Origin of the sequence: Actinokineospora iranica, from assembly GCF_900101685.1 — a bacterium.
In the GTDB taxonomy this organism is placed as follows: domain Bacteria; phylum Actinomycetota; class Actinomycetes; order Mycobacteriales; family Pseudonocardiaceae; genus Actinokineospora; species Actinokineospora iranica.
The window spans coordinates 120,994-147,814 of record NZ_FMZZ01000011.1 but is presented as its reverse complement, the minus strand read 5'-3'; the positions used below and the strand labels follow the sequence as shown (position 1 = coordinate 147,814).

The 26,821-nt window shown below is 70.0% G+C and carries 28 protein-coding genes and 3 tRNA genes; 6 read left to right on the top strand and 25 right to left on the bottom strand.

Going from position 1 to position 26,821, the window contains the following annotated elements; translation table 11 throughout:
* Window positions 1-21: 21 nt before the first annotated feature.
* The 11 genes from BLS56_RS21885 to rplJ form a co-directional block, all read right to left on the bottom strand.
* On the bottom strand, window positions 22-1,281 hold the full coding sequence (locus tag BLS56_RS21885) for an MCE family protein (RefSeq protein WP_091454061.1): 1,260 nt from the start codon (window positions 1,279-1,281) through the stop codon (window positions 22-24).
* Window positions 1,281-2,483: an MCE family protein gene (locus BLS56_RS21880; protein WP_091454058.1), complete on the bottom strand. Its 1,203-nt coding sequence runs from the start codon at window positions 2,481-2,483 to the stop codon at window positions 1,281-1,283. The genes BLS56_RS21885 and BLS56_RS21880 overlap by 1 nt, the downstream gene beginning before the upstream one ends.
* Window positions 2,483-3,685: an MCE family protein gene (locus BLS56_RS21875; protein ID WP_091454057.1), complete on the bottom strand. Its 1,203-nt coding sequence runs from the start codon at window positions 3,683-3,685 to the stop codon at window positions 2,483-2,485. The genes BLS56_RS21880 and BLS56_RS21875 overlap by 1 nt, the downstream gene beginning before the upstream one ends.
* Window positions 3,682-4,674, bottom strand: a complete 993-nt coding sequence (locus BLS56_RS21870; protein ID WP_091454290.1) for an MCE family protein — start codon at window positions 4,672-4,674, stop codon at window positions 3,682-3,684. The genes BLS56_RS21875 and BLS56_RS21870 overlap by 4 nt, the downstream gene beginning before the upstream one ends.
* The gene (locus tag BLS56_RS21865) at window positions 4,671-5,705 is read right to left on the bottom strand and encodes an MCE family protein (RefSeq protein ID WP_091454054.1); all 1,035 of its coding nucleotides are present in this window, start codon (window positions 5,703-5,705) and stop codon (window positions 4,671-4,673) included. Before BLS56_RS21865 ends, BLS56_RS21870 begins: the two co-directional genes overlap by 4 nt.
* Window positions 5,702-7,039, bottom strand: coding sequence for an MCE family protein (locus BLS56_RS21860; RefSeq protein ID WP_091454051.1), 1,338 nt, complete (start codon window positions 7,037-7,039; stop codon window positions 5,702-5,704). The genes BLS56_RS21865 and BLS56_RS21860 overlap by 4 nt, the downstream gene beginning before the upstream one ends.
* Complete coding sequence (locus BLS56_RS21855; protein ID WP_091454050.1) at window positions 7,036-7,878, bottom strand: MlaE family ABC transporter permease; 843 nt, start codon at window positions 7,876-7,878, stop codon at window positions 7,036-7,038. Before BLS56_RS21855 ends, BLS56_RS21860 begins: the two co-directional genes overlap by 4 nt.
* A 2-nt stretch (window positions 7,879-7,880) precedes the next feature.
* Window positions 7,881-8,678 (bottom strand): MlaE family ABC transporter permease, encoded by a 798-nt coding sequence (locus BLS56_RS21850; RefSeq protein ID WP_091454047.1) that lies wholly within the window; start codon window positions 8,676-8,678, stop codon window positions 7,881-7,883.
* A complete protein-coding gene (locus BLS56_RS21845; protein WP_091454041.1) occupies window positions 8,675-9,784 on the bottom strand; it encodes an ABC transporter ATP-binding protein in 1,110 nt (369 codons plus the stop codon). Before BLS56_RS21845 ends, BLS56_RS21850 begins: the two co-directional genes overlap by 4 nt.
* A 287-nt stretch (window positions 9,785-10,071) precedes the next feature.
* Window positions 10,072-10,458: a 50S ribosomal protein L7/L12 gene (gene rplL, locus BLS56_RS21840; protein ID WP_091454039.1), complete on the bottom strand. Its 387-nt coding sequence runs from the start codon at window positions 10,456-10,458 to the stop codon at window positions 10,072-10,074.
* Between the two features lie 64 nt (window positions 10,459-10,522).
* A complete protein-coding gene (gene rplJ / locus BLS56_RS21835; protein ID WP_091454035.1) occupies window positions 10,523-11,080 on the bottom strand; it encodes a 50S ribosomal protein L10 in 558 nt (185 codons plus the stop codon).
* Between the two features lie 280 nt (window positions 11,081-11,360).
* Here rplJ and BLS56_RS21830 point away from each other — a divergent pair, with 280 nt between their 5' ends.
* On the top strand, window positions 11,361-12,161 hold the full coding sequence (locus tag BLS56_RS21830; protein WP_139190900.1) for a hypothetical protein: 801 nt from the start codon (window positions 11,361-11,363) through the stop codon (window positions 12,159-12,161).
* A gap of 98 nt (window positions 12,162-12,259) precedes the next feature.
* Window positions 12,260-12,481: a hypothetical protein gene (locus tag BLS56_RS21825; RefSeq protein WP_091454030.1), complete on the top strand. Its 222-nt coding sequence runs from the start codon at window positions 12,260-12,262 to the stop codon at window positions 12,479-12,481.
* A gap of 60 nt (window positions 12,482-12,541) precedes the next feature.
* On the opposite strand, the gene rplA is transcribed toward BLS56_RS21825, so the two are convergent.
* From rplA to BLS56_RS21780, 9 genes are all read right to left on the bottom strand, one after another.
* Window positions 12,542-13,261 carry a 50S ribosomal protein L1 gene (gene rplA / locus BLS56_RS21820; protein WP_091454028.1) on the bottom strand — a complete coding sequence of 240 codons (720 nt, stop codon included), beginning with the start codon at window positions 13,259-13,261 and terminating at the stop codon, window positions 12,542-12,544.
* A gap of 122 nt (window positions 13,262-13,383) precedes the next feature.
* A complete protein-coding gene (gene rplK / locus BLS56_RS21815; RefSeq protein ID WP_091454025.1) occupies window positions 13,384-13,815 on the bottom strand; it encodes a 50S ribosomal protein L11 in 432 nt (143 codons plus the stop codon).
* Window positions 13,816-13,923: 108 nt separating this feature from the next.
* Entirely contained in the window at window positions 13,924-14,718 is a 795-nt protein-coding gene (gene nusG / locus BLS56_RS21810; protein WP_091454023.1) for a transcription termination/antitermination protein NusG, read from the bottom strand.
* A gap of 68 nt (window positions 14,719-14,786) precedes the next feature.
* Complete coding sequence (secE, locus tag BLS56_RS21805; RefSeq protein ID WP_091454021.1) at window positions 14,787-15,194, bottom strand: preprotein translocase subunit SecE; 408 nt, start codon at window positions 15,192-15,194, stop codon at window positions 14,787-14,789.
* Window positions 15,195-15,260: 66 nt separating this feature from the next.
* Window positions 15,261-15,333, bottom strand: a tRNA-Trp gene (locus tag BLS56_RS21800).
* A gap of 228 nt (window positions 15,334-15,561) precedes the next feature.
* Entirely contained in the window at window positions 15,562-16,656 is a 1,095-nt protein-coding gene (locus BLS56_RS21795) for an aminotransferase-like domain-containing protein (protein ID WP_091454019.1), read from the bottom strand.
* Window positions 16,657-16,724: 68 nt separating this feature from the next.
* Window positions 16,725-17,162 (bottom strand): MaoC/PaaZ C-terminal domain-containing protein, encoded by a 438-nt coding sequence (locus BLS56_RS21790; RefSeq protein ID WP_091454016.1) that lies wholly within the window; start codon window positions 17,160-17,162, stop codon window positions 16,725-16,727.
* Complete coding sequence (locus tag BLS56_RS21785) at window positions 17,159-17,617, bottom strand: MaoC family dehydratase N-terminal domain-containing protein (protein ID WP_091454014.1); 459 nt, start codon at window positions 17,615-17,617, stop codon at window positions 17,159-17,161. Before BLS56_RS21785 ends, BLS56_RS21790 begins: the two co-directional genes overlap by 4 nt.
* 55 nt (window positions 17,618-17,672) lie before the next feature.
* On the bottom strand, window positions 17,673-18,170 hold the full coding sequence (locus BLS56_RS21780; protein WP_228771823.1) for a MarR family winged helix-turn-helix transcriptional regulator: 498 nt from the start codon (window positions 18,168-18,170) through the stop codon (window positions 17,673-17,675).
* A gap of 105 nt (window positions 18,171-18,275) precedes the next feature.
* Between BLS56_RS21780 and BLS56_RS21775 the strand changes: the two genes are divergently transcribed.
* Window positions 18,276-18,917 (top strand): FMN-dependent NADH-azoreductase, encoded by a 642-nt coding sequence (locus tag BLS56_RS21775; RefSeq protein WP_091454010.1) that lies wholly within the window; start codon window positions 18,276-18,278, stop codon window positions 18,915-18,917.
* 394 nt (window positions 18,918-19,311) lie between these two features.
* On the opposite strand, the gene rpmG is transcribed toward BLS56_RS21775, so the two are convergent.
* The 5 genes from rpmG to BLS56_RS21750 form a co-directional block, all read right to left on the bottom strand.
* Window positions 19,312-19,476 carry a 50S ribosomal protein L33 gene (rpmG, locus tag BLS56_RS21770; protein WP_091454007.1) on the bottom strand — a complete coding sequence of 55 codons (165 nt, stop codon included), beginning with the start codon at window positions 19,474-19,476 and terminating at the stop codon, window positions 19,312-19,314.
* A gap of 164 nt (window positions 19,477-19,640) precedes the next feature.
* Window positions 19,641-19,713 (bottom strand) — tRNA-Met (locus BLS56_RS21765).
* A gap of 62 nt (window positions 19,714-19,775) precedes the next feature.
* A tRNA-Thr gene (locus BLS56_RS21760) sits at window positions 19,776-19,848 on the bottom strand.
* A 65-nt stretch (window positions 19,849-19,913) separates the two neighbouring features.
* Window positions 19,914-22,637: a putative bifunctional diguanylate cyclase/phosphodiesterase gene (locus tag BLS56_RS21755; RefSeq protein WP_091454005.1), complete on the bottom strand. Its 2,724-nt coding sequence runs from the start codon at window positions 22,635-22,637 to the stop codon at window positions 19,914-19,916.
* Between the two features lie 143 nt (window positions 22,638-22,780).
* On the bottom strand, window positions 22,781-23,554 hold the full coding sequence (locus tag BLS56_RS21750) for a PhzF family phenazine biosynthesis protein (protein ID WP_091454002.1): 774 nt from the start codon (window positions 23,552-23,554) through the stop codon (window positions 22,781-22,783).
* Between the two features lie 47 nt (window positions 23,555-23,601).
* On the opposite strand from BLS56_RS21750, the gene BLS56_RS21745 reads away from it, so the two are divergent.
* The 3 genes from BLS56_RS21745 to BLS56_RS21735 all read left to right on the top strand — a co-directional run bounded on the left by BLS56_RS21745 (window position 23,602) and on the right by BLS56_RS21735 (window position 26,819).
* Window positions 23,602-24,513 carry a GNAT family N-acetyltransferase gene (locus tag BLS56_RS21745; protein ID WP_175482974.1) on the top strand — a complete coding sequence of 304 codons (912 nt, stop codon included), beginning with the start codon at window positions 23,602-23,604 and terminating at the stop codon, window positions 24,511-24,513.
* 513 nt (window positions 24,514-25,026) lie between these two features.
* The gene (locus tag BLS56_RS21740) at window positions 25,027-25,563 is read left to right on the top strand and encodes a sigma-70 family RNA polymerase sigma factor (RefSeq protein WP_091453994.1); all 537 of its coding nucleotides are present in this window, start codon (window positions 25,027-25,029) and stop codon (window positions 25,561-25,563) included.
* Window positions 25,560-26,819: a hypothetical protein gene (locus BLS56_RS21735; RefSeq protein ID WP_139190898.1), complete on the top strand. Its 1,260-nt coding sequence runs from the start codon at window positions 25,560-25,562 to the stop codon at window positions 26,817-26,819. Before BLS56_RS21740 ends, BLS56_RS21735 begins: the two co-directional genes overlap by 4 nt.
* Window positions 26,820-26,821: the final 2 nt, after the last annotated feature.

Genomic DNA, 26,821 nt, shown 5'->3' with positions numbered 1-26,821 from the left:
AGTCAGGTGCGTGTTTGCCGGTCAGCGGGGTAAGCCGAGCAGGTCCGCGAGGCTGGCGCCACCGGTGACACCGGGGCCGCCGAGGGTGCCGGGCACGCCCGCGAGATCAGCCAGTTGCTCCTGGGGGCGGCTCTGGGCCGCGGCCAGGTCCTCGGGCGTCGGCTCGACCGGTCTGCCGCCGACCGGGGCGTTCTGGGAGCCGCGGACGTTGATCGGGCTGCCGACCGGCTCCGCGCAGTAGGCCTTCTCGTTCACCGGGGCCGGGTCGGTCTCGTCGCCGTCGCGGCGGGGTGTGCCCTCGTAGCCCTTGGTGCAGGCGGGCGGGTCGAACAGGTTCAGCGCGAGGCCCAGGTGCGCGGTGCCGTCGCCGGGGACGACGGTCTTCGGGCCGACGGCCAGGACCGGGTAGGCCACCAGCGCCATTTCGAGGCCGTCGGTGCGGGCCAGCAGGATGTTCGACGTGGTCAGCAGGTTCGCCAGCACCACGCCGAGGCCCTGGCCGGACTCGCGCAGCAGGCCGGTCACCGCGTCGGCCGCTCCGGGGGTGGCCGCGATGAGGGTCCGGATGTCCTGGTCCGAGCCGCGCAGCTGCTCGGCGAGCAGCCGGAGGTCGCCAGCGAACGAGGTGATGTTGCCCGCCTGGGCGGCCTGGGTGTCGAGCACCACGCCGCCGTCCTCGATCAGTCTGATGGTCTGCGGCAGGTTGTCGCGGGCGGCCTTGGTGAACTCGCCGGTGGTGTCGAGCAGGGCCTGGAGGTCCGGGCCGGTCCCGGAGAAGGCCTTGTCCAGCTCATCCACGACGGTGCGCAGGGATTCGGTCGGGACCGAGTTGGCGAGAGCGTCCAGATCGCGGATTACCGCGTCGGTGCTCACCGGGGTCTTAGTGCGGTCGGCGGGGATTACCGAGCCCTCGGTAAGGGTGGGGCCGCCGTCGGCACGGGGGCGCAGGTCCACGAACTGCTCGCCGACCGCGGACCGGTTGGCGACCACGGCGTCGAGGTCGGCGGGGATGGCGGGCGCGGCCGGGTCGATGTCGAGGTCGACGTCCATGCCCGCGCGGGTCAGCCGGATCTCGCCGACCCGGCCGACGTTCACGCCGCGGTAGGTGACCTCGGCGTTGGTGAAGATGCCGCCGGACTCGACCAGCCGCAGCGTCACCCGGTAGCCGTCCGCGCCGAACGCGCGGCCGAGGTCGGTGAACCGGACGGCCGCGTAGCCGACCGTGACGACGGCGATCACCAGGAACGCGATCAGCTGGCGGCGGACTCGCTGGGTGAGCATCAGGCGCCGCCTCCCAAGAGCACGTCGACGATGCCGTCCAAGCCCGACAGCGGACCAGCGGAACCTGTCCGCGGGGCGGCGGGCGGGTCGAGCGCGGGCAGCGGCAGCGGCGCGGTGCTCGGCGGCCCGTCCTGGCCGCCGGTGGCGTCGCCGATGATCGGGACGTCCTGGAGCGGGTTCTGCCTGCTGCGGGACAGATTGTCCACGACGGTTCGCAGGTTCAGGTCGAGCTTGGCGTAGATGTTGAAGTAGTCGCCCTTGGCGCCTTTTACCGCCTCGTCGGTGAACGGGAAGGTGACCAGCAGCTCCAGCGACTTGGGCAGGCTCTCCCCCGCCTCACCGAGCTTTCGCAGCATCGGGGCGAGCGCCTTGAGGTCTGCCACCAGGTCTTCCTGACTCCGGTTAACCGTGTCTACCGCGACGCCGGAAAGCGCGTCGAGGCTTTGCAGCATGGTCACCAACTGCCTGCGCTGGTCGGCGAGCACCTTGAGGCCGGGACCGATGCCGTCCACCACGCCCGCGATCTCGTCCCGCTGGTCGTTGAGGGTGCTGGCGAGCCGGTTGAGGCCGTCGAGGGCCCGGGTGATGTCGGCTTTGCCCTCGTCCAGGGTCGTGGCCATGGTGTTCACGTTGTCCAGCAGGGCCCGGATATCGGTCTCCCGGCCCTCGGTGGCCGCGGTCAGCTCGCGGGTGATGCTCCGCAGCTGCTCCACCCCGCCGCCGTTGAGCAGCAGGGACAGCGCGCCGAGGACTTCCTCGACCTCGGTGTTGCGGTTGGTGCGGTCGATCGGGATCAGCGCGCCGTCGGTGAGCCTGCCCTCGGCCTGACCGGCGGGCGGCGGGCTCAGCTCGACGTACTTCTCCCCCAGCAGGCTGGACTGCCGGACCTTGGCGAAAGCATTTGCGGGCAGCTCGACGCCCGCGTTGACCAGGACGGTCACCTCCGCGGTCCAGCCATCGGCGGCCAGCCCGATGGCGTCGACGCGGCCCACGGTGACCTCGTTGACCTTCACCCCGGACTGCGGCACGAGGTCGAGCACGTCGCGGAACTGGACCTTCACCGAGTACGGCCGGTCTCCGAGATCGGCCCCGCCGGGCAACGGCAGGTCGTAGATGCCGGTGAACCCGCAGCCGGACAGCGTAAGAGCGCTGGCGGCGATAAGACTGGCAGCGATAAGAGCGGCAAGCCGGGTGCGGGCCATCACCGGCCACCTCCCTGCGACGCGTAGACCTGACCGGCCAACGGCAGCGGCAGGCTCGGCAGCTTCCCGTTCCGCAGGCCGTCGATGACCTGCGCTGGCGACTCCAGCGGCACCAGGCCCCGCACGACCGGCGCGAGCCGGTCGCAGAGGTCGGCCAGCGTGGGCGGCAGCGGGGCGGTCGTGCCCTGCCGGACGAGCTTGCACACCGTCACGATCGGCGGCTGGGCCAGCTCGTTGAGGTTGGCCCGCGCGTCGAGCGTGCCGGAGGCGGCGTTGTAGCTGTTGACCACGTTGCTCAGCGCAAGCGGCGCGACGTCGAGCGTCTCGGCGAGCGCGGCGCGCTGCTCGACCAGCACCTGGGTCACCGCGGCCAGCTTGTCCATATTGGACTTGATCCGGCCCCGGTTGTCGTTGATGAATCCCTGGACCTGGCCCAGCGCCACGCTGAGCTGGTTGACCGTCGCGGAGAGGTTGCCGCGCTCGCCCGCGAGGAACTTCGCCGCCTCGGCCAGCTGCTCGTTGAACCGGCGCACCTGGTCGTCGCTCGCGGCGAGCGTGCTGGTGAACTCCTGCAGGTTCCGGACGGTGGCGAACAGGTCGTCGGAGTTGCCGGACAGGGTGCCGCTGAGCTTGCCGAGCTGGGTGACGGTGTCGTTGATGGCCTGGCCGTTGCCGTCCAGGTTCTTCGCGAGGGTGTCGAGCAGGTCCGACAGCGCCCCGTCCTGGTTCGCGCCGTTGGGGCCGAGATCGGTGCTGACCCGGTTCAGGCTCGCGTAGAGGTCGTCCACCTCCAGCGGGGTCGCGGTGCGCTCGCGCGGGATGACCGTGCCCGCCCGCATGACCTCGCCGCCGGTGTGGGCGGGTGCGAGCTGCACGTACCGGTCGGACACCAGCGACGGCGCGACGATCACCGCCTGCGCGTCGGCTGGCACCTCGACGGTCCGGTCGACCAGCAACTCGACCTCGACCACGTCCCCGCGCGGGGTGACGCGGTCGACCGCGCCGACCTTGACGCCGAGGACGCGCACGTCGTTGTCCGCGTAGAGGCCGACGACCCCGGTGAACACGGCGGTGTAGCGCTTGGCGTTGGGCTCGCGCAGCAGCCACCACAGGGCCGTGGCGAGCACCAGGCCGAGCACGCACACGATGGCGGCGGCCCGGGCCAGGTCCCGGCGCGGCTTGGTCGCGAAGGCACCACTCATGACGGGTCCCCCAAGCAGCCGGGCTGGTTGAGCGGGCCGAGGGCGGGCGGGAGCAGGCCGCAGACGTAGGCGTCGAACCAGCGGCCGGTGCCGAGCGCGTTGTTGAACTGCCGGGCGAACGGGGCGAACTTCCTGATGCCCTCCGCCAGCGAGTCCTGGTTGCGCTGGAGCATCGCGGTGAGCTGGTCGAGACTGGCCAGGACCGGTCCGAGCTGGGTGTTGTTGTCCGCGACGAGCCCCTGCAACTCCCTCGACAGGTCCCGCGTGCCGGTGAGCAGCGCGGAGATCGCCTGCTTGCGGTTGTTGAGCTCGGCCAGCAAGAGGTTGCCGTCGGAGAGCAGCCGGGCGACCTCGGCGTCGCGATCCGCGAGGGTCTTGCTGATCTGCTTGGTGTTGTCCAGCAGCGTGGCCAGTTCCTGGTCGCGCGAAGAGATCGTGCGCGAGAGCGACTGGAGGCCGTTGAGCGCGCCGCGCACCTCGTCGGGGGTGTCGGCGAAGGTCCGCGAGATGACCTTGAAGCTCTCGGCGAGCTGTGCGGTGTCGACCTCGTCCACCGTCTCGGCCAGGCCGCGGAAGGCCTCCAGCACGTCGTAGGGGGCCGCGGTGCGCTCGCGCGGGATGCGGACGGCCGGGTCGAGCACGGCGGAGCCGTCGGGCTCCAGCGCCAGGTACTTCTGCCCCAGCAGGGTCTTGATCTTGATCTCGGCCCGGGTCCGGTCGCCCACCCACGCGTCCTTGACCTTGAACCGGACCACCACCTTGTCCCGGTCCAGGTCTATATCCGACACCGCGCCGACCTTGATGCCCGCGATGCGGACCTCGTCGTCCGGCGCGATGCCCGCCGCCTCGCTGAACTCGGCGCTGTAGGTGGTGCCGCCGCCGATGATCGGCAGGTCGTCGGAGTTGACCGCGGCGACCAGCGCGAGGGCGATCGTCAGGACGGTGACGATCCCGATAGGGATCGGGTCGCGGGAGCTGAACGGCTTCATGCCCGGCACCTCTCCTGGCTCGCGGGCAGCAGCGGGATCTCGACCGGCGTGGTGATCAGCCCGGGGATGCCGACCTCGCCGGTCGCCTCGCACAGATAGAAGTTGAACCAGGAGCCGTAGCCGACCGTGCGGGTCAACGCGGTGGTCTTCTCGGGCAGGAACTGGATGAAGTGCTCCACCAGTTCCTCGTGGTCGTTGAGGGTGTCCGTCAGCCCGCCCAGCGCGGCGATGTCCTGCTTGAGCGGCTCGCGGGCCTCTTCGAGCAGGCCGGAGGTCGTCGTGGCCAGCCCGCCGAGCGCGTCGACGGCGTCCCCGATCGGCGCGCGGTCCTCGGCGAGGCCGCTGACGAGCCGCTGAAGCCGCACCACCAGCTGCGAGAGCTGCTCGCCGCGGGCGTTGACGGTGCTGAGCACGCCGTTGAGGTTGCCGATCACCTCGCCGATCACCGCGTCCTTGTCGGCGAGGGTGGTGGTCAGCGACGCGGTGTGCGCGAGCAGCGTCTCCACGGTGCCGCCCTCGCCCTGCAAGACCTGGATGATCTCGTAGGACAGCTTGTTCACGTCGTCGGGCGAGAGGGCTTGGAACAGCGGCTTGAACCCGTTGAACAGCTCGGTCAGGTCCAGCGCGGGCCGGGTGCGCTCCAGCGGGATCGTCCCGCCCGGCTCCAGCACGGCGTTCGGGTCGTAGCCCGCGCCCTGGCCGAGCGCGACGTACCGCTGGCCGACCAGGTTGCGGAACTTGATCTGCGCGGTCACCGACGCGGGCAGCGCGCGGTCCGCGGCGACGGAGAAGCGGACCTGCGCGTGCTTGCGGTCGGCGACCGAGACCTCCTCCACCTGCCCGACCCGCACCCCCGCGATCCGCACGTCGTCGCCGGGCAGCAGCAGCGTGGCGTCGGAGAACCGCGCGGTGTAGGTGTTCGTGGCGCTGAGGTCGACGTTGGCGACGCTGACGGCCAGCACCCCGGTCGCGGCGACCGTGAGCACCATGAACAGGCCCAGCTTGACCAGCGGCGCGGCGATTCCCCTCACTTGAAGCCCACCTCCGTCCCGCGCAACGCCGGGCCGAGCAGCAGCGTGCTCCACCCGGGCACCTGCTCCGGGGCCACACCCATGCCCGGGGCGAGCAGCTGGGACACGAACGCGGCCTCTTGCGGCGAGTTCGGCAGCCCCAACCCGTCACCGCCAGCCGAGGCGGGGCTGGTGGACGCGGGCGGCAAAACGCCGTCCTGGATCGGGCGGGCGGGCGGCGGGTTCGACGCGCCGTCGCCCAGCGGCCCATCCGGCGGGGACTGCGGGAACGGCGTGGGGAACTGGGTGAGGTCGTAGCAGCGCGGCCCGCGGTCCTCGTCGTACCGCGGCTCGTCCACCCCGGGCTTGTACGGGCCGCGGTTGGTGGTGACCTCCAGGGTGACGTGCAGCCCGGGCTGGTCGGTGCCCTTGCCGAACACCTGGTCCAGCGCGGGCACGTTCTCGGCCATCATCCGCAGCAGGCACGGGTACTCCGGGGAGTACCGGGCCAGGGTCTCCAGCGTCGGCCGCGACGAGTCCGCGAGCCGGATCAGGTTGTCCCGGTTGACCCGCAGGAACGACTCCAGGTCACGCGCGGCGGTGGTCGTCGTGGCGAACAAAACGTCGAGGTTGGCGCGCTGCTCGGCGACGGTCTTCGAGGTCACCGTGAGATCGGTAAGCGCCGCGATCAGGTCGGGCGCGGCCTCGCTGTAGACGTCGCTTACCGCTGCCAGCGAGCGCAGGTCTTCCCGCAGCTTCGGTAAGTGCGGATTCAGCTCGCCGACAAGCCTGCCTAGATCCGACAGCGTCTGGCCAAGAGCCTCACCACGGCCCTGCAAAGCGGTGGAGATGGCGGTAAGCGTGCTCGACAGCTTCTGCGGCTGCACCGCCTGCAACACCGGCAGCAGGCTCTCGAACGCCTGCTCCAGCTCGACGGCCCTGGTCGAGGTGTCCTGCCGGATGCGGTCGCCAGCGGACAGCGCGTCCGGCGCGGCGTCCGCCGGGATCACCAGCGCGACATAGCGCTCACCGAACAGGGTCTTGGGCAGGAACCGCGCGGCGACGTTGCTGGGGATGACGTCGATCTTCGCCGGGTCGATCGCCAGGTCGAGCTCAGCGCCGTCTGCGGTCGGGGTGATCCGGCGGACCTCGCCGACGATCAGGCCGCGCACCTTCACATCGGAGTGCACCGTGAGCTGGTTGCCCACCTTGTCGGTGGTCAGCGCGACCGACGCGACCGGGGTGAACGCCTTGTTGTACATCGCGATGCTCAACGCGACCAGGCCTGCGACAACGGCGAGGAACGTCAGGCCGTAGAGCCGCCGCTTGATCACCTTGCCCAAGCCCGTGCTCATCCCGCGATCCTCACCGTCGTCGTGGTGCCCCAGATGGCGAAGCCGATGAAGAAGTTGACGACCGCGACGGTGACGATCGTGGTGCGCACCGCCCGGCCCACGGCCACGCCGACGCCCGCGGGGCCGCCGGTGGCGGTGTACCCGTAGTAGCAGTGCGACAAGATGATGATCACCGCGAAGACCAGCACCTTGCCGAACGACCAGAACACGTCCTGCGGCGGCAGGAACAGGTCGAAGTAGTGGTCGTAGGTGCCCGCCGATTGGCCGTAGAAGTGCACGGTGATCGTCCGCGACGCCAGGTACGACGTCAGCAGGCCGATGATGTAGAGCGGGACGACCGCGATGAACCCGGCGACGATCCGGGTCGTCACCAGGAACGGCAGGCTCGGGACGGCCATGACCTCCAGCGCGTCGATCTCCTCGGAGATCCGCATCGCGCCAAGCTGCGCGGTGAAGCCCGCGCCGACCGTCGCCGACAGCGCCAGCCCGGCGACCAGCGGCGCGATCTCCCGGGTGTTGATGTAGGCCGAGGCGAACCCGGAGAACGCGGCCGTGCCGATCTGGTCGAGCGCCGCGTAGCCCTGCATCCCGACGACGACCCCGGTGAACACGGTCAGCCCGACCATCACCCCGACCGTGCCGCCGATGACCGCGAGCGCGCCGCTGCCGAAGCTGACCTCGGCGAGCAGCCGCATGGTCTCGCGCGTGTACCGGCGCAGCGCGCGCGGAATCCAGGCGATCGCGCGCACGTAGAACGACATCTGGTCGCCCAGGTCGTCCAGGGTCTCCAGCGGACGCCGAGCCGCGCGCCGAGCCGCCTTGCCGATCGAGGAGGCCATGCTCAGCTCCCCTTCGCCGGGACGGCCTGGAGGTAGACCGCGGTCAGCACGAAGTTCACGAAGAACAGCAGCAGGAACGTGATGACGACCGCCTGGTTAACCGCGTCGCCGACCCCCTTCGGGCCGCCCTTGGGGTGCAGCCCCCGGTAGGCGGCCACGACCCCGGCGATGAAGCCGAAGACGAGCGCCTTGAGCTCGCTGACCCACAGGTCCGGAAGCTGCGCCAGCGCGGAGAAGCTGGACAGGTACGCGCCGGGCGTGCCGCCCTGCAGGACCACGGTGAAGAAGTAGCCGCCCATCACCCCGACCACGCTGACCAGGCCGTTGAGCAGGACCGCGACCAGCATGGCGGCCAGCACCCTGGGCACGATGAGCCGCTGCACGGGCGAGACGCCCAGCACCGCCATCGCGTCGATCTCCTCGCGGATGGTGCGGGAGCCGATGTCCGCGCAGATCGCCGAGCCGCCCGCGCCCGCCACCAGCAGCGCGGTCACCAGCGGCGCCGCCTGCTGGATGATGGCGAGCACGCTGGCCGCGCCGGTGAACGACTGCGCGCCCAGCTGCACGATCAGGGTGCCCAGCTGCAAGGCGATGACCGCGCCGAACGGGATGGCGACCAGCGCGGTCGGCAGGATGGTGACGCTGGCGATGAACCAGCACTGCTGGATGAACTCCCGGGTCTGGAACGGCCGCCGGAAGATGCTCACCAGCACGTCGAGGCCCAGCGCGCACAGCCTGCCGGTTTCCCGCAGCGCACCCGCGCCGGGGAAATCGGCCTGCTTAGCCGCGCCGGGCGTCACCTCCCGCTTGCCCCCCGCCAGTCCTGCCGGGGCAGCCGCGCGATCTCCTGCGTCTCGTGCAGGCTGCCGCGGAAGCTCGCCGCCGGGGGCCGACGGTGGGAACGCACGTTGTAGCGGGCGCGTTCGGCGTCGGTGAGCGAGTCGATGATGCCTTCCCGCGCCGCCTCGGGCAGCGTGTGCAGGATCTGCATGACCCGGTCCTTGCGCCTGCGCGCGCCCTGGCGCTCGGGCAGGCCCGGGGTGGGCTCGATCTGCGGGACGACGCCACGCAGGTCCTCCGCGCCCGAGCCGTCGTGGTGCCCCGCGTCGACGTGCGCCTGCTCGGCGGCCATCTGCGCGGCGTCCTTCTCCTCGGACATGCCGATCGGGCCGATGCGGCGACCGTTGAGGAACTGCTCGACCACGGGCTCGTCGCTGGTCAGCAGCACCTCGCGGGGACCGAACATGACCAGTTCCTTGCGGAAGAGCATGCCCAGGTTGTCCGGCACGGTGCGGGCCAGGTTGATGTTGTGGGTGACGATCAGGATCGTCGCGTCGATCTGCGCGTTGAGGTCGATCAGCAACTGCGAGAGATACGCGGTGCGGACCGGGTCGAGACCGGAGTCCGGCTCGTCGCAGAGGATGATCTCGGGGTCGAGCACCAGCGCGCGGGCCAGCCCGGCGCGCTTGCGCATACCGCCGGAGATCTCGCCGGGCAGCTTGTGCTCCGCGCCCTGCAGGCCGGTCAGCTCCAGCTTCTCCAGCACGATCCGCTTGATCTCGGTCTCGGACTTCTTGGTGTGCTCCCGCAGCGGGAACGCCACGTTGTCGTAGAGGTCCATCGAGCCGAATAGCGCGCCGTCCTGGAACAGCACCCCGAACAGCTTGCGGGTCTCATACAGCTTGGCTTCGCTGCACGTCACGATGTCGACGCCGTTGACGACGCACGAGCCCCGGTCGGGCTTGAGCAGGCCGATCATCGACTTGAGGAACACCGACTTTCCGGTGCCGGACGGGCCAAGCATGACCGAGACCTCGCCCGGCGGGAGGGACAACGTGACGTCCCGCCAGATGGCCTGGTTACCGAAGGACTTCGTCAGGCCTTCGATGACCACCTCGGCGCCCATCGAACCTCCCGGTTGTGCTCGACCGCTACGCGGTGCCAATAGGGGCAACGACTGCGCTCCGCCCTGGTTACTGGCGAAGTTACCGTTGAGTTCGAAAAGTACTCGGAAGACTCCGCGCGTGACCAGTGGGGGTTGTGCCCGGGACACAAAAAGGCCCGGCGCACACGGCGCCGGGCCCCTTCGCGGGTGGTGCTGACTTACTTGACGGTGCTGACTTACTTGACGGTGCTGACTTACTTGACGGTGCTGACTTACTTGACGGTGCTGACTTACTTGACGGTGCTGACTTACTTGACCGCGATCTTCGCGCCAGCCGCCTCGAGCTTCTCCTTGGCGGCCTCGGCGGCCTCCTTGGTGACCTTCTCCAGGATCGCCTTCGGAGCGGCCTCGACCAGCTCCTTGGCCTCCTTCAGGCCCAGGCCGGAGACGACCTCGCGGACGACCTTGATGACCTGGATCTTCTTGTCGCCAGCGGCCTCGAGGACCACGTCGAACTCGTCCTGCTCCTCGGCGGCCTCGGCAGGCGCGGCGCCCGGGGCGGCGGCGGCGACGGCGACCGGCGCGGCGGCGGTGACGTCGAAGGTGGTCTCGAACTCCTTGAGGAAGGCCGAGAGCTCCAGGAGAGTCATCTCCTTGAAAGCGTCGAGCAGCTCGTCGGTGCTGAGCTTCGCCATGGTGGCGGTTCCTTTCACTAACACACCCGGTCAAACGGGCGCGGTGTACTTCCGGGTGGTTTGTTCAGCTCTCGGCGGCAGCGTCGTCTGCGGGAGCAGCGGGCGAGGTGGCCGCCTTCTTCTCCTGCAGAGCAGCGGCCAGGCGGGCAGCCCGCGTGGCGGGCGCGGCGAACAGCCCGGCCGCCTTGCTGAGGTTGCCCTTCATCGCGCCCGCCAGCTTGGCGAGCAGCACCTCACGGCTGTCGAGGTCGGCGATCTGCCCGACCTCTTCGACGGTGAGCGGGCGGCCGTCCATGTAGCCGCCCTTGATGACCAGACCCTTGTTGTCCTTCGCGAAGTCGCGGAGCGCCTTGGCGGCGTCCACCGGCTCACCCTCGACGAAGGCGATCGCGGTGGGTCCGACGAACAGGCTCTCCAGCCCGTCCAGACCCGCATTTTCCGCGGCCCGCTTGACCAGGGTGTTCTTCGCGACGCGATAGGTCGTGCCAGTGCCGAGAGCGCGACGCAGCGTGGTGAGCTGGGCCACCGTGAGGCCGGTGTACTCAGTGACGACAGCGGCCGAGCTGTTGCGGAACTTGTCCGCGATCTCGGCGACTGCACCCACCTTGTCAGGCTTCGCCATGGGTCGCCTCCTCTCGTGTGCATGGGATTCGCTGGCACACGCGGGGCCCGGAAACGACAAACGCCCCGGCACGGACGGCACGGGGCGACTCCACGAAGAGCGCACAACGGCACTCCCCGGATGTTTCCTCGTCCTCCCTGCGCGGGCCGCCCACGTGTGGGCCCTTCGCCTCCCGCCACCCGAGGGCGACGGAAGAAACCAGCGGTCTTCGGTAGAACCATCGGCAAGGGTACGCGCCGCTGGCCGCCCACTCCAAATCGGGTGCGGCATGATGGTCTCCGTGGCCGACAACGAGCACCCGGACCGCGACCAGCCGACCCCCGGGCCACCACCGGCCCTCCCACCGCCCGCCGGTCCACCCCCGTCCTGGCACCCCCCTGCCGGACCCCCGCCCGCGGCATGGCAACCCCAGTCCATCCCGCCCGTCGACGACGAGCAGTGGCGCCAGTTCCAGGAGTTCCAGCGCTTCCAAGAGTTCCAGCGCGCCCAGGGGGACATGCCGTCCGGCTCGCACCCGTCCGGCCAGAAGCGCAGGCCGGTGTGGCTGCGCGCCCTGCTGTCGAAGTGGCTCCGCCGGATCGTGTTCCTGCTCGTCCTGTTGCTGGCCGTGAACTGGGCGTACCAGCACTACTTCGGCAACCCGGACGAAGACCTCCCCGCCTCGCAGACCGGTGGCGGCAAGACCGAACGCACGCTGATCTTCGCCACGAATCCCCGGACCGCGGTGCGCATGGTCTACGACGACATCGCGCACACCGATCCCGTGGCCACCTGCAGGCGCTTCGAGACCCCCGAGGTGGAACAGCAGTTCGCCAACCACTTCAACGCTCCCGACTGCGCCACCGCGGTGCAGCGCCTGGGCGCCGAGGTCACGAGCCGCACCGACTACTCGAATCCGCGATTCCCGCCGAGTGTCGACCTCACGCCCGGCCCTGATGGTTCCGTCGTGGTCAGCTCCTGCGCGCTGGAAGTCCGCCAGGGCCCGCGGCTGGGCCAGTTCACCGTGCGGCCTATCCCGCAGTCGAAGGGCACCCAGTGGACGATCTCCCGGCACGAAGCCGAGCCGAACCCCTGCCGTTGATCATCCGCCGGGGCCGCGCGGTCCGACCCCGGTGGCACCACCCTGGTCAGCCTTCGGACTGATTCGGGCCCATCGGCCCGGCTCCTAGCCTTCCGATCATGGATGCGCGGGGGTATGCGGGACTGCAGACGGTGGTGTTCTTCGTGGGGCTCTACGAAGGGGTGGTCCCGTTCGTGGCGAAGGTTTTCGACTGGGAGCCGTTCTTGGCGTTTCCGTTGCGGTTGCCCAATCCTGCTTGGTGGATTGTGTCGGCGGCGGCGATCTTGGTCAGCATTGTGCTGCTTGACCTGTTGGAGCGGGGGAAGAAGCGGGTTTCCTGACCCTGTGACGCGTGAAGGCCACCTCCCGGGGGAGGTGGCCTTCACGGTGTGCTGGGTAGGTCAGGCGTTGGCTTCCTCTTCGAGGAGGTTGCGGAGCCTGGCCGGGTCGACCGGGATGCCGGGGCCCATGGTGGTGGAGAAGGTGACCTTCTTCAGGTAGCGGCCCTTCGCGGCCGAGGGCTTGGCCCGCATGATCTCGTCGAGGGCCGCGGCGTAGTTCTCCACGAGCTTGGCCTGGTCGAAGGAGACCTTGCCGATGACCAGGTGCAGGTTGGCCTGCTTGTCGACCCGGAAGTTGATCTTGCCGCCCTTGATCTCGTTGACGGCCTTGGTGACGTCCGGGGTGACGGTGCCGGTCTTCGGGTTCGGCATCAGGCCGCGCGGGCCGAGGATGCGGGCGATGCGGCCGACCTTGGCCATCTGGTCGGGGGTGGCGATCGCGGCGTCGAAGTCGAGCCAGCCGCCCTGGATGCGTTCGATCAGGTCTTCCGAGCCCACCGCGTCGGCGCCTGCGGCCTCGGCCTCGGCGGCCTTGTCGCCGGTGGCGAAGACGATGACGCGGGCGGTCTTGCCGGTGCCGTGCGGCAGGTTGACGGTGCCGCGGACCATCTGGTCGGCCTTGCGGGGGTCGACGCCGAGGCGGATCGCGACCTCGACGGTCGCGTCCAGCTTCACCTTGGAGGTCTCCTTGGCGAGCTGGGCGGCCTCGAGCGGCGTGTACAGCCGCTCGCGGTCGATCAGCTCGGCGGCCTGACGGTAGGCCTTGCTGCGCTTTGCCATTGCTGTTCCTATCTCATGTTCGCGCCCGGGTCAGGAAACGAAACCCGGCGCGGCGGATCAGTCGTGGTGCGAGCCAGCGCCTGGCCCTCCCACAGATGCTTGAAAGGTCGTGCTGGGTCGAACTACTCGACCGTGATGCCCATCGAGCGGGCGGTGCCCGCGATGATCTTGGCGGCCTGGTCGATGTCGATCGCGTTGAGGTCGGACTTCTTGGTCTCGGCGATCTCGCGCACCTGGTCCCAGGTCACCTTGGCGACCTTGGTCTTGTGCGGCTCCGCGCTGCCCTTGTCCACACCGGCTGCCTTGAGCAGCAGCTTCGCGGCGGGCGGGGTCTTGAGCTTGAAGTCGAACGAGCGGTCTTCGTACACGGAGATCTCGACCGGCACGACCGTGCCGCGCTGCGACTCGGTCGCGGCGTTGTAGGCCTTGCAGAACTCCATGATGTTGACGCCGTGCTGGCCCAGCGCGGGGCCGACCGGCGGGGCCGGGTTGGCCATGCCCGCCGTGATCTGCAGCTTGATGATCGCTGCGAGCTTCTTCTTCTTGGGTGGCATTTCCGTGCTTCCTGTTGCTCTCGGTGTTGCGTCACCGATGGCGACGCGATGTCCGCCGCGGGCGAATGGCTGCGCCCGCCGCGGCCGCCGGTCCGGCTGGCGGACCGGTCAGATCTTGGAGACCTGGGTGAACGACAGCTCGACCGGGGTCTCCCGGCCGAAGATCGACACCAGGACCTTCAGCTTCTGCCCGTCGGCGTTGACCTCGCTGATCGTGGCGGGCAGGGTCGCGAACGGGCCGTCCATGACGGTGACCGACTCGCCGACCTCGAAGTCCACCTCGACCGACGGGCCGCGGGTCGCCGAGGCAGCCGCGCCCTTGGACTTGTCCGGCTTGGCTTCCTCGACCTGCGGCAGGAGGAACTTGAGCACGTCGTCGATGGTCAACGGCGACGGCTTGGACGTCGCGCCGACGAAGCCGGTGACCCCGGGGGTGTTGCGGACCGCGGACCACGACGCGTCGTTGAGGTCCATCCGGACCAGGATGTAGCCGGGCAGCACTTTGCGCTGCACCTGCTTGCGCTGGCCGTTCTTGATCTCGGTGACCTCTTCGGTCGGCACCTCGACCTGGAAGATGAAGTCCTCCATGTCCAGGGTCTGGATGCGGGTCTCGAGGTTGGTCTTGACCTTGTTCTCGTAACCGGCGTAGGAGTGCACGACGTACCAGTCGCCGGGGGCGGAGCGCAGCGCGTCGCGCATCTCGGCGGCCGGGTCGGCGGGGGCCTCGTCGATGTGCGGGGCCGCGGCGGCCTCGCCTGCCGCGGGGTCTTCGGAGCCCTGGGCGACCTCGACGGTCTCGGTGCGCTCGCTGTCGCCGTCCGCGTCGGGGGTCGAGACCTCATCGACCTCGTCGTCGGTCAGGCTGGTCAGTTCGCTCCCGGCAGCGCCGTTTTCGGAGGTCACAGTTGGTCTCGCTTCCTTTCGTACATCACGTGTTCAGTCTCCTCGACCGGCGCGCCGCTGGCGCGGGCTCAGCCGAACAGCCAGAACACGCCCTTGCCGAGGGCAAGGTCCAGGCCCGCGACCAACGCCACCATGAAGGCCACGAACACCAGCACCACGGCGGTGTAGGTGATCATCTGCTTGCGGGTCGGCCAGATGACCTTGCGCAACTCGGCGACGACCTCGCGGAGGAACCGGACGATCCGGGCGAAGATCGAGCCCTTGTCGTCCTTGGCGCGGTCGCGGGCCGGAGTGGGGCGGCCCTTGCGGTCCGCTGCGGCGGACCCGGCCTTCGCCGCGGGAGTCTTGGCCGACTTGCCGTCGGCGTCCTTGCGTGCGGCCGGGCGCGCCGTGCCGCGGCGCTCACGCCGGGCAGCGGCGGTGACCGGACGAGAAGGGCGCTCTTGCCCCTCTTCCCGCTCCTTGTCCTCGGCCACGCCATTCCTCCACTCGGTGTGTTCCCACCCGCCCGGCGCGGCGCGAGCCGAACCGGACGTCAAACGCAGGGGCGACAGGAATCGAACCTGCAACCTGCGGTTTTGGAGACCGCTGCTCTGCCAATTGAGCTACACCCCTTCGCGACCCGTCGGCACCGCCTCCGGTCCGCGTCACGGACGCACCTGACCAACCCCACCTTAGCCGCTTTCCGGCTACCGCGAGGATGTCAAGGTCGTTCCAAGCACGAGAGCATACGGCACCGCGCGGACGCCCTCGAAATCGAGCCCCGCGCAGGCCGTGTGACCTGCGGATTCGCCGCGGACTCGGCACGGAAAGCCGCGGCGAACCAGCAGGGCAGGCTCCTGCTCAGGCGAGCGAGGCCAGCGCGTCCGCGAGCCGGGAAACGCCCTCTTCGATCTGGTCGGCGCGCACACCCGAGTACGCCAGGCGCATGGTCCGCTCCCCGCCGTCGAGCAGGAAGTCGGTGCCCTTGACGAAGGTGACGCCGCGCTCTTCGGCCGCGGGCAGCAGCTTGGCGACGTCGACGCCCTCGGGCAGCTCGACCCACATGAAGTAGCCGCCCTCCGGGGCGGTGAACTTCGCGTCCGGCAGGTGCTTGGACAGCGCGTCGCACAGCGTCTGGACCCGCTCGGCGAGCGCGGCGTTGACCGTGGCGATGGAGCGCTCCAGGCCGCCGTCGACGCAGAACCGGTGCACGACCGCCTGGGCGAACATGTTCGGCGAGATGTAGGTGTTGGTCGCGCGCACGCGCACCTTCGCCACGAGCTCGGCCGGGCCGACGATGTAGCCGACGCGCACGCCGGGGGCCACGGTCTTGGAGAACGAGCTCGCGTACACGACCCGGCCGCGGCCCTCGTCCAGCTCAAGCATGGTCGGCAGCGGCTCACCGGCGAAGCGGATCTGCACGTACGGGTCGTCCTCGAAGATGACGAAGTCGTACTGCTCGGCCAGCTCCAGCAGGCGGGTGCGCTTGGCCAGGCTCAGGGTGTACCCGGCCGGGTTCTGGAAGTTGGGGATGACGTGCGCGAACGTCGGGCGCAGGCCGCCTTCGAGCAGGCCTGCCAGCTCCTCGACGTCGATGCCGTCGACGGCCAGCGACACCGGCCGCACGTCGGCATCGCGCTGCCGCAGGCCCAGCAGGGTGCGGTCGTAGGTCGGCCGCTCCACGATCACCGGCTGGCCGGGCTTGACCAGCTCGTCGAACAGGAACGCGTCGGCCTGCATGGAGCCGTTGGTGACCAGCACCTGCTCCTCGGCCACGCCGTGCCGCTCGGCCAGGTACTTGCGCAGCGGGGGGTAGCCGATCGCGGTGCCGTAGCCGAGGGCGCCGCCGGGGTCGTTGGTCAGCGCGGCGTCCGCAGCGGCCTTGAGGCCGCTGACGTCGACGATGTCGAGGGACGGGGCGCCACGGGCGAAGGAGATCAGTTCTGATGCCGTCACAGGTGAAATCTAGAGCCCCCGCCCAGGTCCGGTGAGCCCGCCCCCGAACGATCTTGGCCGGGTCGGGCCTAGGGTCGCGGCCGCACCACCGCGACGGGCTTGCCCAGCACGGCCTTGCCGTCGAACTTCGCGGTGAGGTCGACCCGCACCGTGCCGTCCGCGCGGATCTCGCCGACCTTGCCGGTCAGTTCCAGCAGCGCGCCCTTGTCGTCGTTCGGCACGACTACCGGACGGGTGAACCGGGAGTAGTACTCAACCAACTCCCCCATGCCCCAGGCGGTGACGACCCTTCCGGCGAGCGCCATGGTGAGCATCCCGTGCGCGATGACGTCGGGCAGGCCGACCTCGTGGGCGAACGCCTCGTTCCAGTGGATGGGGTTGAAGTCGAGCGCGGCGCCCGCGTACCGGACCAGGTCCGCGCGGCTGATGCGCACCTCCAGCGGCGGCAGGACGTCGCCGACCGCGATCTCGGTCTTGGCTTCGGCGTTCTCGGTGCTCTCGGTCATGCGTCGGCCTCCTCGGCGTCGCGCACCACAAGCTGCGCCTTCGCGGTGACCCTCGGCTCGCCGGACTCGGTGCCGATCTCGGCGCGCAAGGTGATGAAGTCGTTCCCCACCCGCCGCATGATGCTCTCGACCGAGCTGGTCACCACCAAGCGGTCTCCCGCCACTACCGGCTGGTGGTAAGTGAAGGACTGGTCGCCGTGGACCATCCGGCTGTAGTCGAGCCCCAGCTCAGGGTCGCTGACGATGGTGTTGATCGCCGCCAGGTTGACGATCGTGGTGAAGGTGGGCGGCGCCACCACGTCCGGGTATCCGGCGGCCCGCGCGGCCTCGGGGTCCCGGTAGACCGGGTTCGGGTCTCCGATGGCCTCGGCGAACTCGAGAATCTTCGCCCGGCTCACCTCGTACACGGGAGAGGGCGGGTATGTGCGACCGACGAACGACTGATCCAACGCCACCCGAGAACCCTACCCAACCCGCCGACATCCGGATGTCACCAGCGCTGAAGCGCCGTCAGCAGGGCGGAATCCGGTCTTCCATCTCGGCGATGTCCTTGACCACGGCGCAGGCCGACTCGTCCTCGTGCTCCTGGCGGGTGGCCAGCTTGCGCAGCAGGTCGCGCAGGACCTCGCGCTCGGACTCGCCCAGCGGCGCGAGGACGTGGTCCTCGACCCGCCCCAGCGCCGCGGTGGCCTCGGCGAGCCGCGCGTTCCCGGCTTCGGTGATCACCAGCCTGCGCGCCCTGCGGTCGGTCGGATCGGGCCTGCGCTCGACCAGGCCTTCGCGTTCCAGGTCATCGATCAGGTAGGTCATGACCGTCCGGTCGACGCCCAGCCACTGCGCCAGGGCCACCTGACTGCACGCCGTCCCGTCCCGCGCGGCGATGAGCACCTGGTGTCCGCGCGGCCCGCCGGGCAAGCCGGACAGCACGGCCTCGGTCGCCTTCAGATAGCCCCGGTAGACCGCGCCCAGCGCCCAGCCGAGATCGGCGGCGACAGCGGGCGTGGTCACGCGGACAAGGGTACGGCAGGAATAACCGCCCGACAGGATCTGTTGGCGAGATAGTCTGCTCGACAGACCATCTTGTTTGGCACGTATCTCGCTCTGGAGGACCTGATGACCTTGCTTCGCGTCGACAGCAGCATCCGCACCGAGGGCTCGGTCAGCCGCGCTGTCGCCGACACGTTGGAGAACACCTGGCGGGCTGAGCATCCGACCGGGGCCGTGGTGCGCCGCGATCTCGGGGTGAACCCGCTGCCCGCCGACACCTGGGCCAATTCCGTCGCGGCCGGTTACGCTGCCGAGCCCGACGCCGAGCAGCAGGCCGCGGCCGCGCTGGCCACCGAACTGGCCGATGAGGTGCTGGCGGCCGACGCTGTGGTGATCGCGACGTCGCTGTACAACTTCGGACTCTCCCAGCATCTGAAGAACTGGATCGACCTGCTGATCAGCGAACCTCGCCTGGGGCCAGGGTCGACGGCGCTGCAGGGGCGGCCGGTGGCGATCGTGGTCGCGCGCGGCGGCGGGTATGGGGCCGGGACGCCTCGGGAAGGGTGGGACCACGCCACGCCTTACCTGGTGCGGATCTTCCAGGATGTGTACGGGGCTGAGGTGACGGTGGTGGAGGCTGAGCTGACCATGGCCGAGTCCGTGCCCGCTATGGCTGATCTGGTGCCGCTTGCCAAGGAGTCGGTTAGCGCCGCGCACAGCCTGGCTGCTTCGACTGCGAAGGTGTTCGTGAGCCGTAGCGCTGCTTGATCTTGCCGCTTGCCGGGTCTGCTCGATGGGGCTTCCGCGGGGGCTGGCTGTGTTGGCTGGCTGGGCTCGTGCTGCCTCGCAGGAGGGCAGGTGGGCCGCACCGCAACCATCGAGCACTGGGCGGGCAGCGGCTTGCCGGGCAGGAGGACAGGTGTGCTGTCCCCCTGCATCGAGCACTGGGCGGGCGCAAGTGCGGCCCGACAGGGGTCGGGTCTGCCGTCCCGCGTCCATCGAGCACCTGGCGGGCAGTCGTGCGGTCTGGCAGGTGAGAGGCTTCGCTGCTCCACCCATCGAGCACTGACAGGGGCGGGTCCGGCCTGGCAGGTCCAAACAAACGCGAAGGCCGCCTCACCCGTGGGTGAGGCGGCCTTCGCGAATCAGGAAGACCCGAAAGTCAGCGGGTTTCCTTGTGCAGCTTGTGAGTCTTGCAGTTAGGGCAGAACTTCTTCATCTCCAACCGGTCAGGATCATTCCGCCGGTTCTTCTTGGTGATGTAGTTACGGTGCTTGCAGCTCTCACACGCGAGCGTGATCTTCGGCCGCACGTCAGTAGAAGCCACAACCAACCCTTCCTAACAGCCAAGTCCCGGATCGACGCGAAAGCCGACCCGAGCGGGGGTCCAGGGGGCTTGCCCCCTGGGGTGGGGTCTGGGGGCTCCGCCCCCAGAAGTTATTGCGAAGCGACGCGGTTGGCGTTCTCCGCCAACACACTTCGCCCATCGCGTAGCGGTGGCCGGACTTGAACCGGCGACACAGCGATTATGAGCCGCTTGCTCTACCGACTGAGCTACACCGCTTCGACATGGATCAAGCCGCGCCACACCGCTGATATTCCCGGTGTACCGCGGCCGAACCGTCGAGCCCCTTTACGGAATCGAACCGTAGACCTTCTCCTTACCATGGAGACGCTCTGCCGACTGAGCTAAAGGGGCCTTGTCCCTGGGGACGGGCGTTACTTTACACAGCTTCCCCGCGAGCTCCAAAACCGGGGGGTCGGTTACGACAGCAAGGTGAGCACCGTCTCGTCGCGTAGGCCCCTGGCCTGCGTTGTTCTGGCCTGGAGCCAGGCTTCCAGCCTGCTCTCCGAGAGCGGGCGGGAGATCAGGTAGCCCTGGGCGATGTCGCAGCCCATGGCCGCCAGCTGGTCGCGGGCGGCGTCGTCTTCGACGCCTTCGGCTACGACTGTCAGGCCCAGGGAGTGGCCCAGTTCCACGATGGAGCGGACGACGGCCAGGTCGCCCAGGTCGGTGCCCATGCCGAGGACGAAGCTCTTGTCGATTTTGACCTCGTCCACCGGGAGTTGGCGGAGGTAGGCCAGGGACGAGTAGCCGGTGCCGAAGTCGTCCACGGCCAGGACGACGCCCAGGGCGTGCAGTCTGCGCAGGACCGGCAGGGCGCGTTGGGGGTCGGCCATGACGCCGGATTCGGTGAGTTCGAGGGTCAGGAGTTCGGGTGGGACGCGGTGGCGTTCCAGGGCCGCGGCGACTCGGTCGGGGAAGGCCGGGTCGTCCAGGCTGCGGACGGAGAGGTTGACGGCGGCGGCGATGCGCAGGCCGCGGTCCATCCATTTGCGGACGCGGATCAGGGACTGGTCCATGACGAAGCCGGTGAGGGCGTCGATCAGGCCCGCGGCCTCGACCGCGGGGACGAACTCGTCCGGGTCGAGCCTGCCGAACTCGGGGTGGCGCCAGCGGACCAGGGCCTCGACGCCGAGGACCTGGCGGCTGGGCAGGGCGACCTTGGGCTGGTAGTGGACCTTGACCTGGCCGGATTCCAGGGCCTGGCGGAACTGGGTGACCAACTGGAAGCGCCGCAGGAAGATCTGGCCCATGGTGGGCAGGTAGGCGCGGACGGTGTCGCTGCCCGCGCGGGCGGCGCGCAGGGCGACGTCCGCCCGCTGCAACAGGGCGTCGACGTCGAGTTCCAGCGACGAGGTCTCGCCGTCGTCGGTGCGGGGCGTGGAGTAGCCGACCACGGAGTCGGCCTCGACGGTGAGCCGGTCGACCGGGTACGGGGCGGCGAGTCCGGCGCGCAGCCGCTCGGCGACCGCGTGCGCCTCCTCGGGGTCGGTGTCGACCAGCAGCGCGGCGAACTGCCCGCCTTCGAGCCGGGCGAGGGCGACCTCGGGGCCGAGGGCGTCGCGCAGCCGCCTGCCCGCCGCGACGACCATGCGGTCGCTCCAGGCGTAGCCGAGGGCGTCGCTCACGGTGGACAGGACGTCGAGGTCGATGCGCAGGACGACCGAGTCCGGGTGCTGCCGCAGCGGCTCGCCTGCGGCGCGGCGGAAGCCGGGGCGGTTGAGCAGGCCGGTCAGCGGGTCGTGGTAGGCGTCGTGGCGCAGGGTGGCGAGCAGGCGGCGGTTGTCCATGGCGGTGGCCAGGTGGCTGGCCAGGGTGCCGATGAGCCGGTTGTCCGCCTGGCCGAAGCCGCGCCAGCGGGAGAGCTTGTCGTGCGCCTCGACGACGCCGAGCAGGTGGCTGGCGCTGCGCAGCGGGACGACCAGCGCCTCGTCCGCGCCCCGGCGCAGCAGCGCGTGCCGGACCTCGGGAATGGAGTCGCCGCGGCGGAAGTGCCGCACGTGCGAGCCGGGCAGGCGCAGCAGCGCGTCGGCGCGGGAGCCGGTGGCCTCCACCGCGTGCATCTCGGCGGGGAGGTCGTCGCCGGAGACGACGGTGTGCAGCGGGAGTTGCGGGTCGAACCGCAGCCGCAGCACGACCCGGGCCGCGCCGAGCTGGTCCTTGATCCGGTCGGCGATGACCTGCCACTCGTCGGTGTCGGGCACCTCGGCGGCCTCGGCCGGGCCGGTCAGGCCGAGCGACGGCTTCGCCGCGGCCTGGTGGCCGGAGCGGGCGACCATGAGGCTGACTTCGGAAAGCGCCTCAAGATCCCGCTGTTCGCGCAAGAGGCCGGAGTAGGCGATGTAGAGGGCCGAGAGGCCGCCGAGGGCCAGCGCGAGCAGCGGCCAGCCCGCTTCCGCGTGCATGACGACCTGGTAGCCGACGACGCCGGTCGAGGCGTTGACCAGGCCGAGGACCAGGGTGCGCAGGACCAGCCGGACGGCCGCGTTGAGGCGCATCCTGCGGCCGAGGACCCGCACGCAGACCAGCGCGAGCAGGGTGCTCGACATCGGCGCGACCAGCGCGCCCGCGAGAGCGCCCGCCCAGGCCGGGCCGATGTGCGCGGTGGTGATCCAGTGCATGACGACGAACGCGCAGACGATCTCGTAGACCATCGCGCCCGCGTTGTAGAGGATGCGGTCTTGGACCCGGCGCACGAGCAGCGTGCCGACGCCTGCGACCAGGTGCGCGGCGAGCACCACCTCGAACGGAGCCACGAACAGCCCGATGACCATCGGGATCTCGCAGAAGGTGATCGACCAGGACACCCCGCTGCGCACGTCGACGTTGATGGCAAGCTGTTCGGCGAGCAGGAAGCCCAGCGCGAGCAGCAGCCCGATCAGGAGCAGCTGCGGCCGCGGCTGCGGCGGCAGCCACCAGGACACGAGCCCCGCGGTGAGCAGGGCGGAAGCGAGAACGAAGACCGAGAAGAACAAGAAGCGCCGATTGGGTGCCGGGTCGTCACTGAGCCACTGCTGGCCCTCCGATGAGGACGCAGAAGACACAGAAGACCCAGCCGACCCAGAAGACCCAGCCGACCCAGCCGACACAGTGGAAGCGGTCGGCGCCGGGCACTGATCGGCCGCGCCAGGGTGGTCCGGCATGCAACCTCCTCGAACGGCCGGTGGGTGGCGTGGGCGTCCACCCCCGCGCATGGCGAGTCCCCCGACGGCTCGCTGACTGTACCCCGATCAGGCGATCCAGGCACGTGTGCTAGTTACTCGCGGACACCGTTCTTTCGCGCCGCTCAGCACGTGAGACGGCCGGAAAGCACAGTGACAGCGCGCCCGACCAGGCGTACTCGGTCCCCGTCGGGCACCACCGTGACGGTGCCGCCTCTTGCCGAAAGCTGCCTGCCGACCAGCACAGGCTTGTTCAGCTCCGGCCCCCAGTGGGCGGCCAGCGCGCAGTGCGCCGAGCCGGTGACCGGGTCCTCGTCGATCCCGAAGGCCGGGTAGAAGCAGCGGCTGACGAAATCCGCGTCCGCTCCCCCGAACGCGGTGACGATCACTCCTCTGGCCGAAAGCCTGCCGAACGCTGCGAGATCGGGCCGCACGGCCCGCACCTCGCCGGCGGAACCGAGGCGGACCACGAAATCATCGCGGCCGCGCTGGACAGAAACGATAGCGACGCCCGCAAGCCCGGCCACCACGTCCGCGGGCGGCTCGACGGGTTCGAGTGAGTCGGCGGGGAAGTCGAGTTCGATCCCGTCGGCTACCGAGCGGGCGGTAAGCACGCCGCTGCGGGTCGCGAACCGGCGGTCGCCGCCGAGGACGTGCGCCGTGGCCAGCGTCGCGTGCCCGCACAGGTCGACCTCGGTGGTCGGGGTGAACCAGCGCAGCGGGATCGGGTCGGCGCCGCGCACGTCGGCGAACGCGGTCTCGGGGTGGTTGAGCTCCGCGGCGACCCGCTGCATCCAGTCGTCGGGGCGCGGCTCGGTGAGCAGCACGACCCCCGCGGAGTTCCCGCCGAACGGCCGGTCGGTGAACGCGTCCACGATGTGCACCGCAAGATCAGCCATACCCTCGACCGTACTGCGACTCGCGGCTGCTGCGCTTCAATTGCGCCGTGGACCTGGACGCGATCGTCGACGAGCACACCGCCCGGATAGCCGCGCTCGATCCGCTGCTGCCTGCGCCTCCGCCGTTGGCGGCCGGGGCGGGGACCTTGCTGACCACGGGCGATGGCGCGGCGATCGCCTGGTTCCAAGAGTCGCCTGTCGGCACCGCGGCCCGCAACTGGGATGCCGAGCGCAGGCACAACCTGGAAGTTCGTCTTGCGGGCGACAATCGAGCGGCTGCCCTCGGCGACCTGCTTGACCAGTGGCACGACCGCTTGCGCGGTCTGGTCGAGCCGGGGGATGAGGACTGCGCCGCGGTGGTCGAGCTGCCCAGCCGCGACACCGAGGCGGTGCTCGCGCTGGCGCGGCGCGGGTTCGCGCCGGTGAGTGTCATCGCCGTGCGGCCCGCGGGTCGGGCTGTTCCGGACGCCTGCGACATCCGCATCCGCCCGGCGACGCTGGACGATCTCGATGTGGCGGTGGCGTTGAACCTGGAGGTCGTGCGATACGACGCGCCGTTCAACAAGATCACGCCTCGGCCTGATGTCGGGGAGGCGTTGCGGAATCAGTTGGTGTTCCTGCTCGGGGAGCCGAGACCGGTGGTGTGGGTCGCCGAGCGGACGGGACGGGTGGTCGGGCTGGCACATGTTCAGCTGCCGCCGACTTCTGGGTGGGCTCAGCGGTACACCCGCGCTGAGGGGGTCGGTTATCTCGCTTGCCTGGGGGTCGCCGGGGATGAGCGGGGTGGCGGGGTGGGGAGTGCGCTTGCCGCGCAGGCGCATGGAGTGCTTGACGGGGCTGGGGTTTCGGTGACTCTGCTGCACCACGCGTTGCCGAATCCGCGGTCTACGCCGTTCTGGTATCGGCATGGGTATCGTCCATTGTGGACCACCTGGGTGCGGCGGCCGGTTCTTCGGTGAGCTGCTTGGGGGTTGGCTCGATGAGGTGGAGTGGCAGGAGAGCGGGTTCGCTGCCCTACCCCATCGAGCAGCTGGCGAGCCTGGGATGCGGTTGACAGGAAGGCTGGTGGCAGGCCGCACCATGCCTGCGAAAGACCTTCATTCGCCGCCCGACAGCCCCAAAACAAAGCCCCACCCACCCTGGGGGCTGACCCCGCTCCAGTCTATCGCCGCAGGTCAGCGCGGGGAAGAGGGTGCGCCGCGCCTGTGGATAACTCGCGATCATCAGTGGCTCGGAAGATCAGCGGGCACCTGGCAGGGCGGGTGCGGTTGGCAGGAGGGGGTCAGCGCTCCTGCTCCACCGGACACATGCGGTGATCGCGGGGGCTTTGTGGCCGTCGCTCGTTTGGGGGTGGTGGGGCCATGGAACGCTGGTGCCTCAGACTACGCGGAGTGCTGCGGTGGTGACGCGGCGAAAGTTTTTCGAGATTGCGGCAACCTTTTCCGGAGTGCTCGGATCTAGGGGAGTGAACTGTGCACGACCTGGCGGCGGCGGGAGGTGGCGTGCGCGGCGACCTCGACTTCGACGAGTTCGTGCGGGAGCGGTACGACCAACTCTTGCGCTATGCCGTCATGTTGACCGGGCGCCGGTGGGATGCGGAGGAGGTTGTTCAGGAGGCGCTGCTGCGCTGTCTGCGCCGTTGGCGACGCGTTCCCGCCGATAACGCTGTCGCCTATGCGCGCAAGGCGATCTACCACGAGTTTTTGCGGGTGGCCAAGCGCAAAGCCGTTGTGCCGTTGGACGAGTTCGCCGAGCAGCTTGGCCTGGAGGACTTCTCCGGGGCGGTGGTCGACCGGGACCACGTGCTGATCGTGTTGCAGCAGTTGCCGCCGAGACAGCGGGCGGCGGTGCTCGCCCGGGTGGTGCTGGACCTGTCCGAGGCCCAGGCCGCGGCCGAGTTGGAGTGCACTGTCGGGACCGTGAAGTCACTGACCAGCCGGGGGATGGCCCGGGTCAGGCAGTTGTGGACCGCCGAGCAGGCGGCCTCGCCGGGGAGGAGCAGGCCATGATCGCGGACGAGCAGGATCGCGCGGCGGCGGCCAGACTCCGAGCCGAGTTGGGCGGGATGGCCGTGCGCAGCCCGGACGGCCACGTCGAACGGGTGTTGCGGCAGGTGCGGGAACGCAGGCAGCGGCAGCGCCAGCAGCGGGTCCAGATCCTGGCCGCGGCCGCCGTGGTGGTCATCGCGGTCGCGTGCGCGTCGGTGGTGATGTCGCGGTCGGTGAAGCCGGACCCGAGAGTGGTCGCCGGGCCGAACCCGATCGTGGCAGCCGCCCCGGTCCTCGACTGGCCGTTACGCGGCGACCTCATCGCCGACGCCGACCTGCTGACCAGGGCCGAGGCGGTGTGGCGGGAGTCGGAGCGGGCCCCGTCGAGCCCGGTCCACGCGGTCTACGCCGGGCAGTCCCCGAACCGGGCGGCGAGCTTCGTCGTCGTCGCGCTGGCCGCGCAGGGCTCCGACGGCCGCGACCAGGTGGCGTTCGTGACCAGCCCGGTCAGCGTCAGCGGCGCGCCCGACCGCGACACGCTGACGCTGCGCGCGGTCACCACCGTCCACGTCGGCCAACGCGGCGTCGGCTTCCTCGCCGCCCGCCCCGGCCCCGGCGACGAGGAGATCAAGGGCGGCGGCGCGGTCGGGTTCGCCATCGCCGCGCCCGGTGTGCCGGGGATCGAGGTGCGCACCGGGATGGTGGACTACCTGGCGCCCACACCGAGCGTGGAACCCGGGGTCGTCTGGCCGGTCCTGGAATCCGGGGTCGGGGCGTGGAACGCGGGCCTGGAGATCCAGCCGTCGCCCGGGGCGGCGCCCGCGATGTTCCGCTTGGCCCCGGGCATCGACGACCAGGAAACCGGCCCGGTCACCCTGACGACGGCCAGCGGCGTCCTGCGCGCCGTCGGGGAGGACGTCCAACCGGGCGACCTCATCACCACCCCCGATGGCGCCGTCGGCGTCGTGACCGCCGCGGACGGCAAGGTGGACACCAGCCTCACCGCGATCGCGGCCGTCGGCTCGGTGCGCGTCGCCGTCTCCGGCATCCCCGGCCGCCTCACCGGCAACGGCGACACAGCCCTGTTCACCCCCACCGGTCCAGGCGAACTGGCCCCCGACAACCGCGTCGTCCTCACCTGCCCCAACGACGTCGCGGTCACCATCGCCATCCTCACCCGAGCGGGCGACACCTGGCGCGCCATCCCCGTCACCGACCCGACCACCGTCACCGACCCGACCACCGCCACCGCGGCGATGCGCGTCGTGACCAGGTAGTC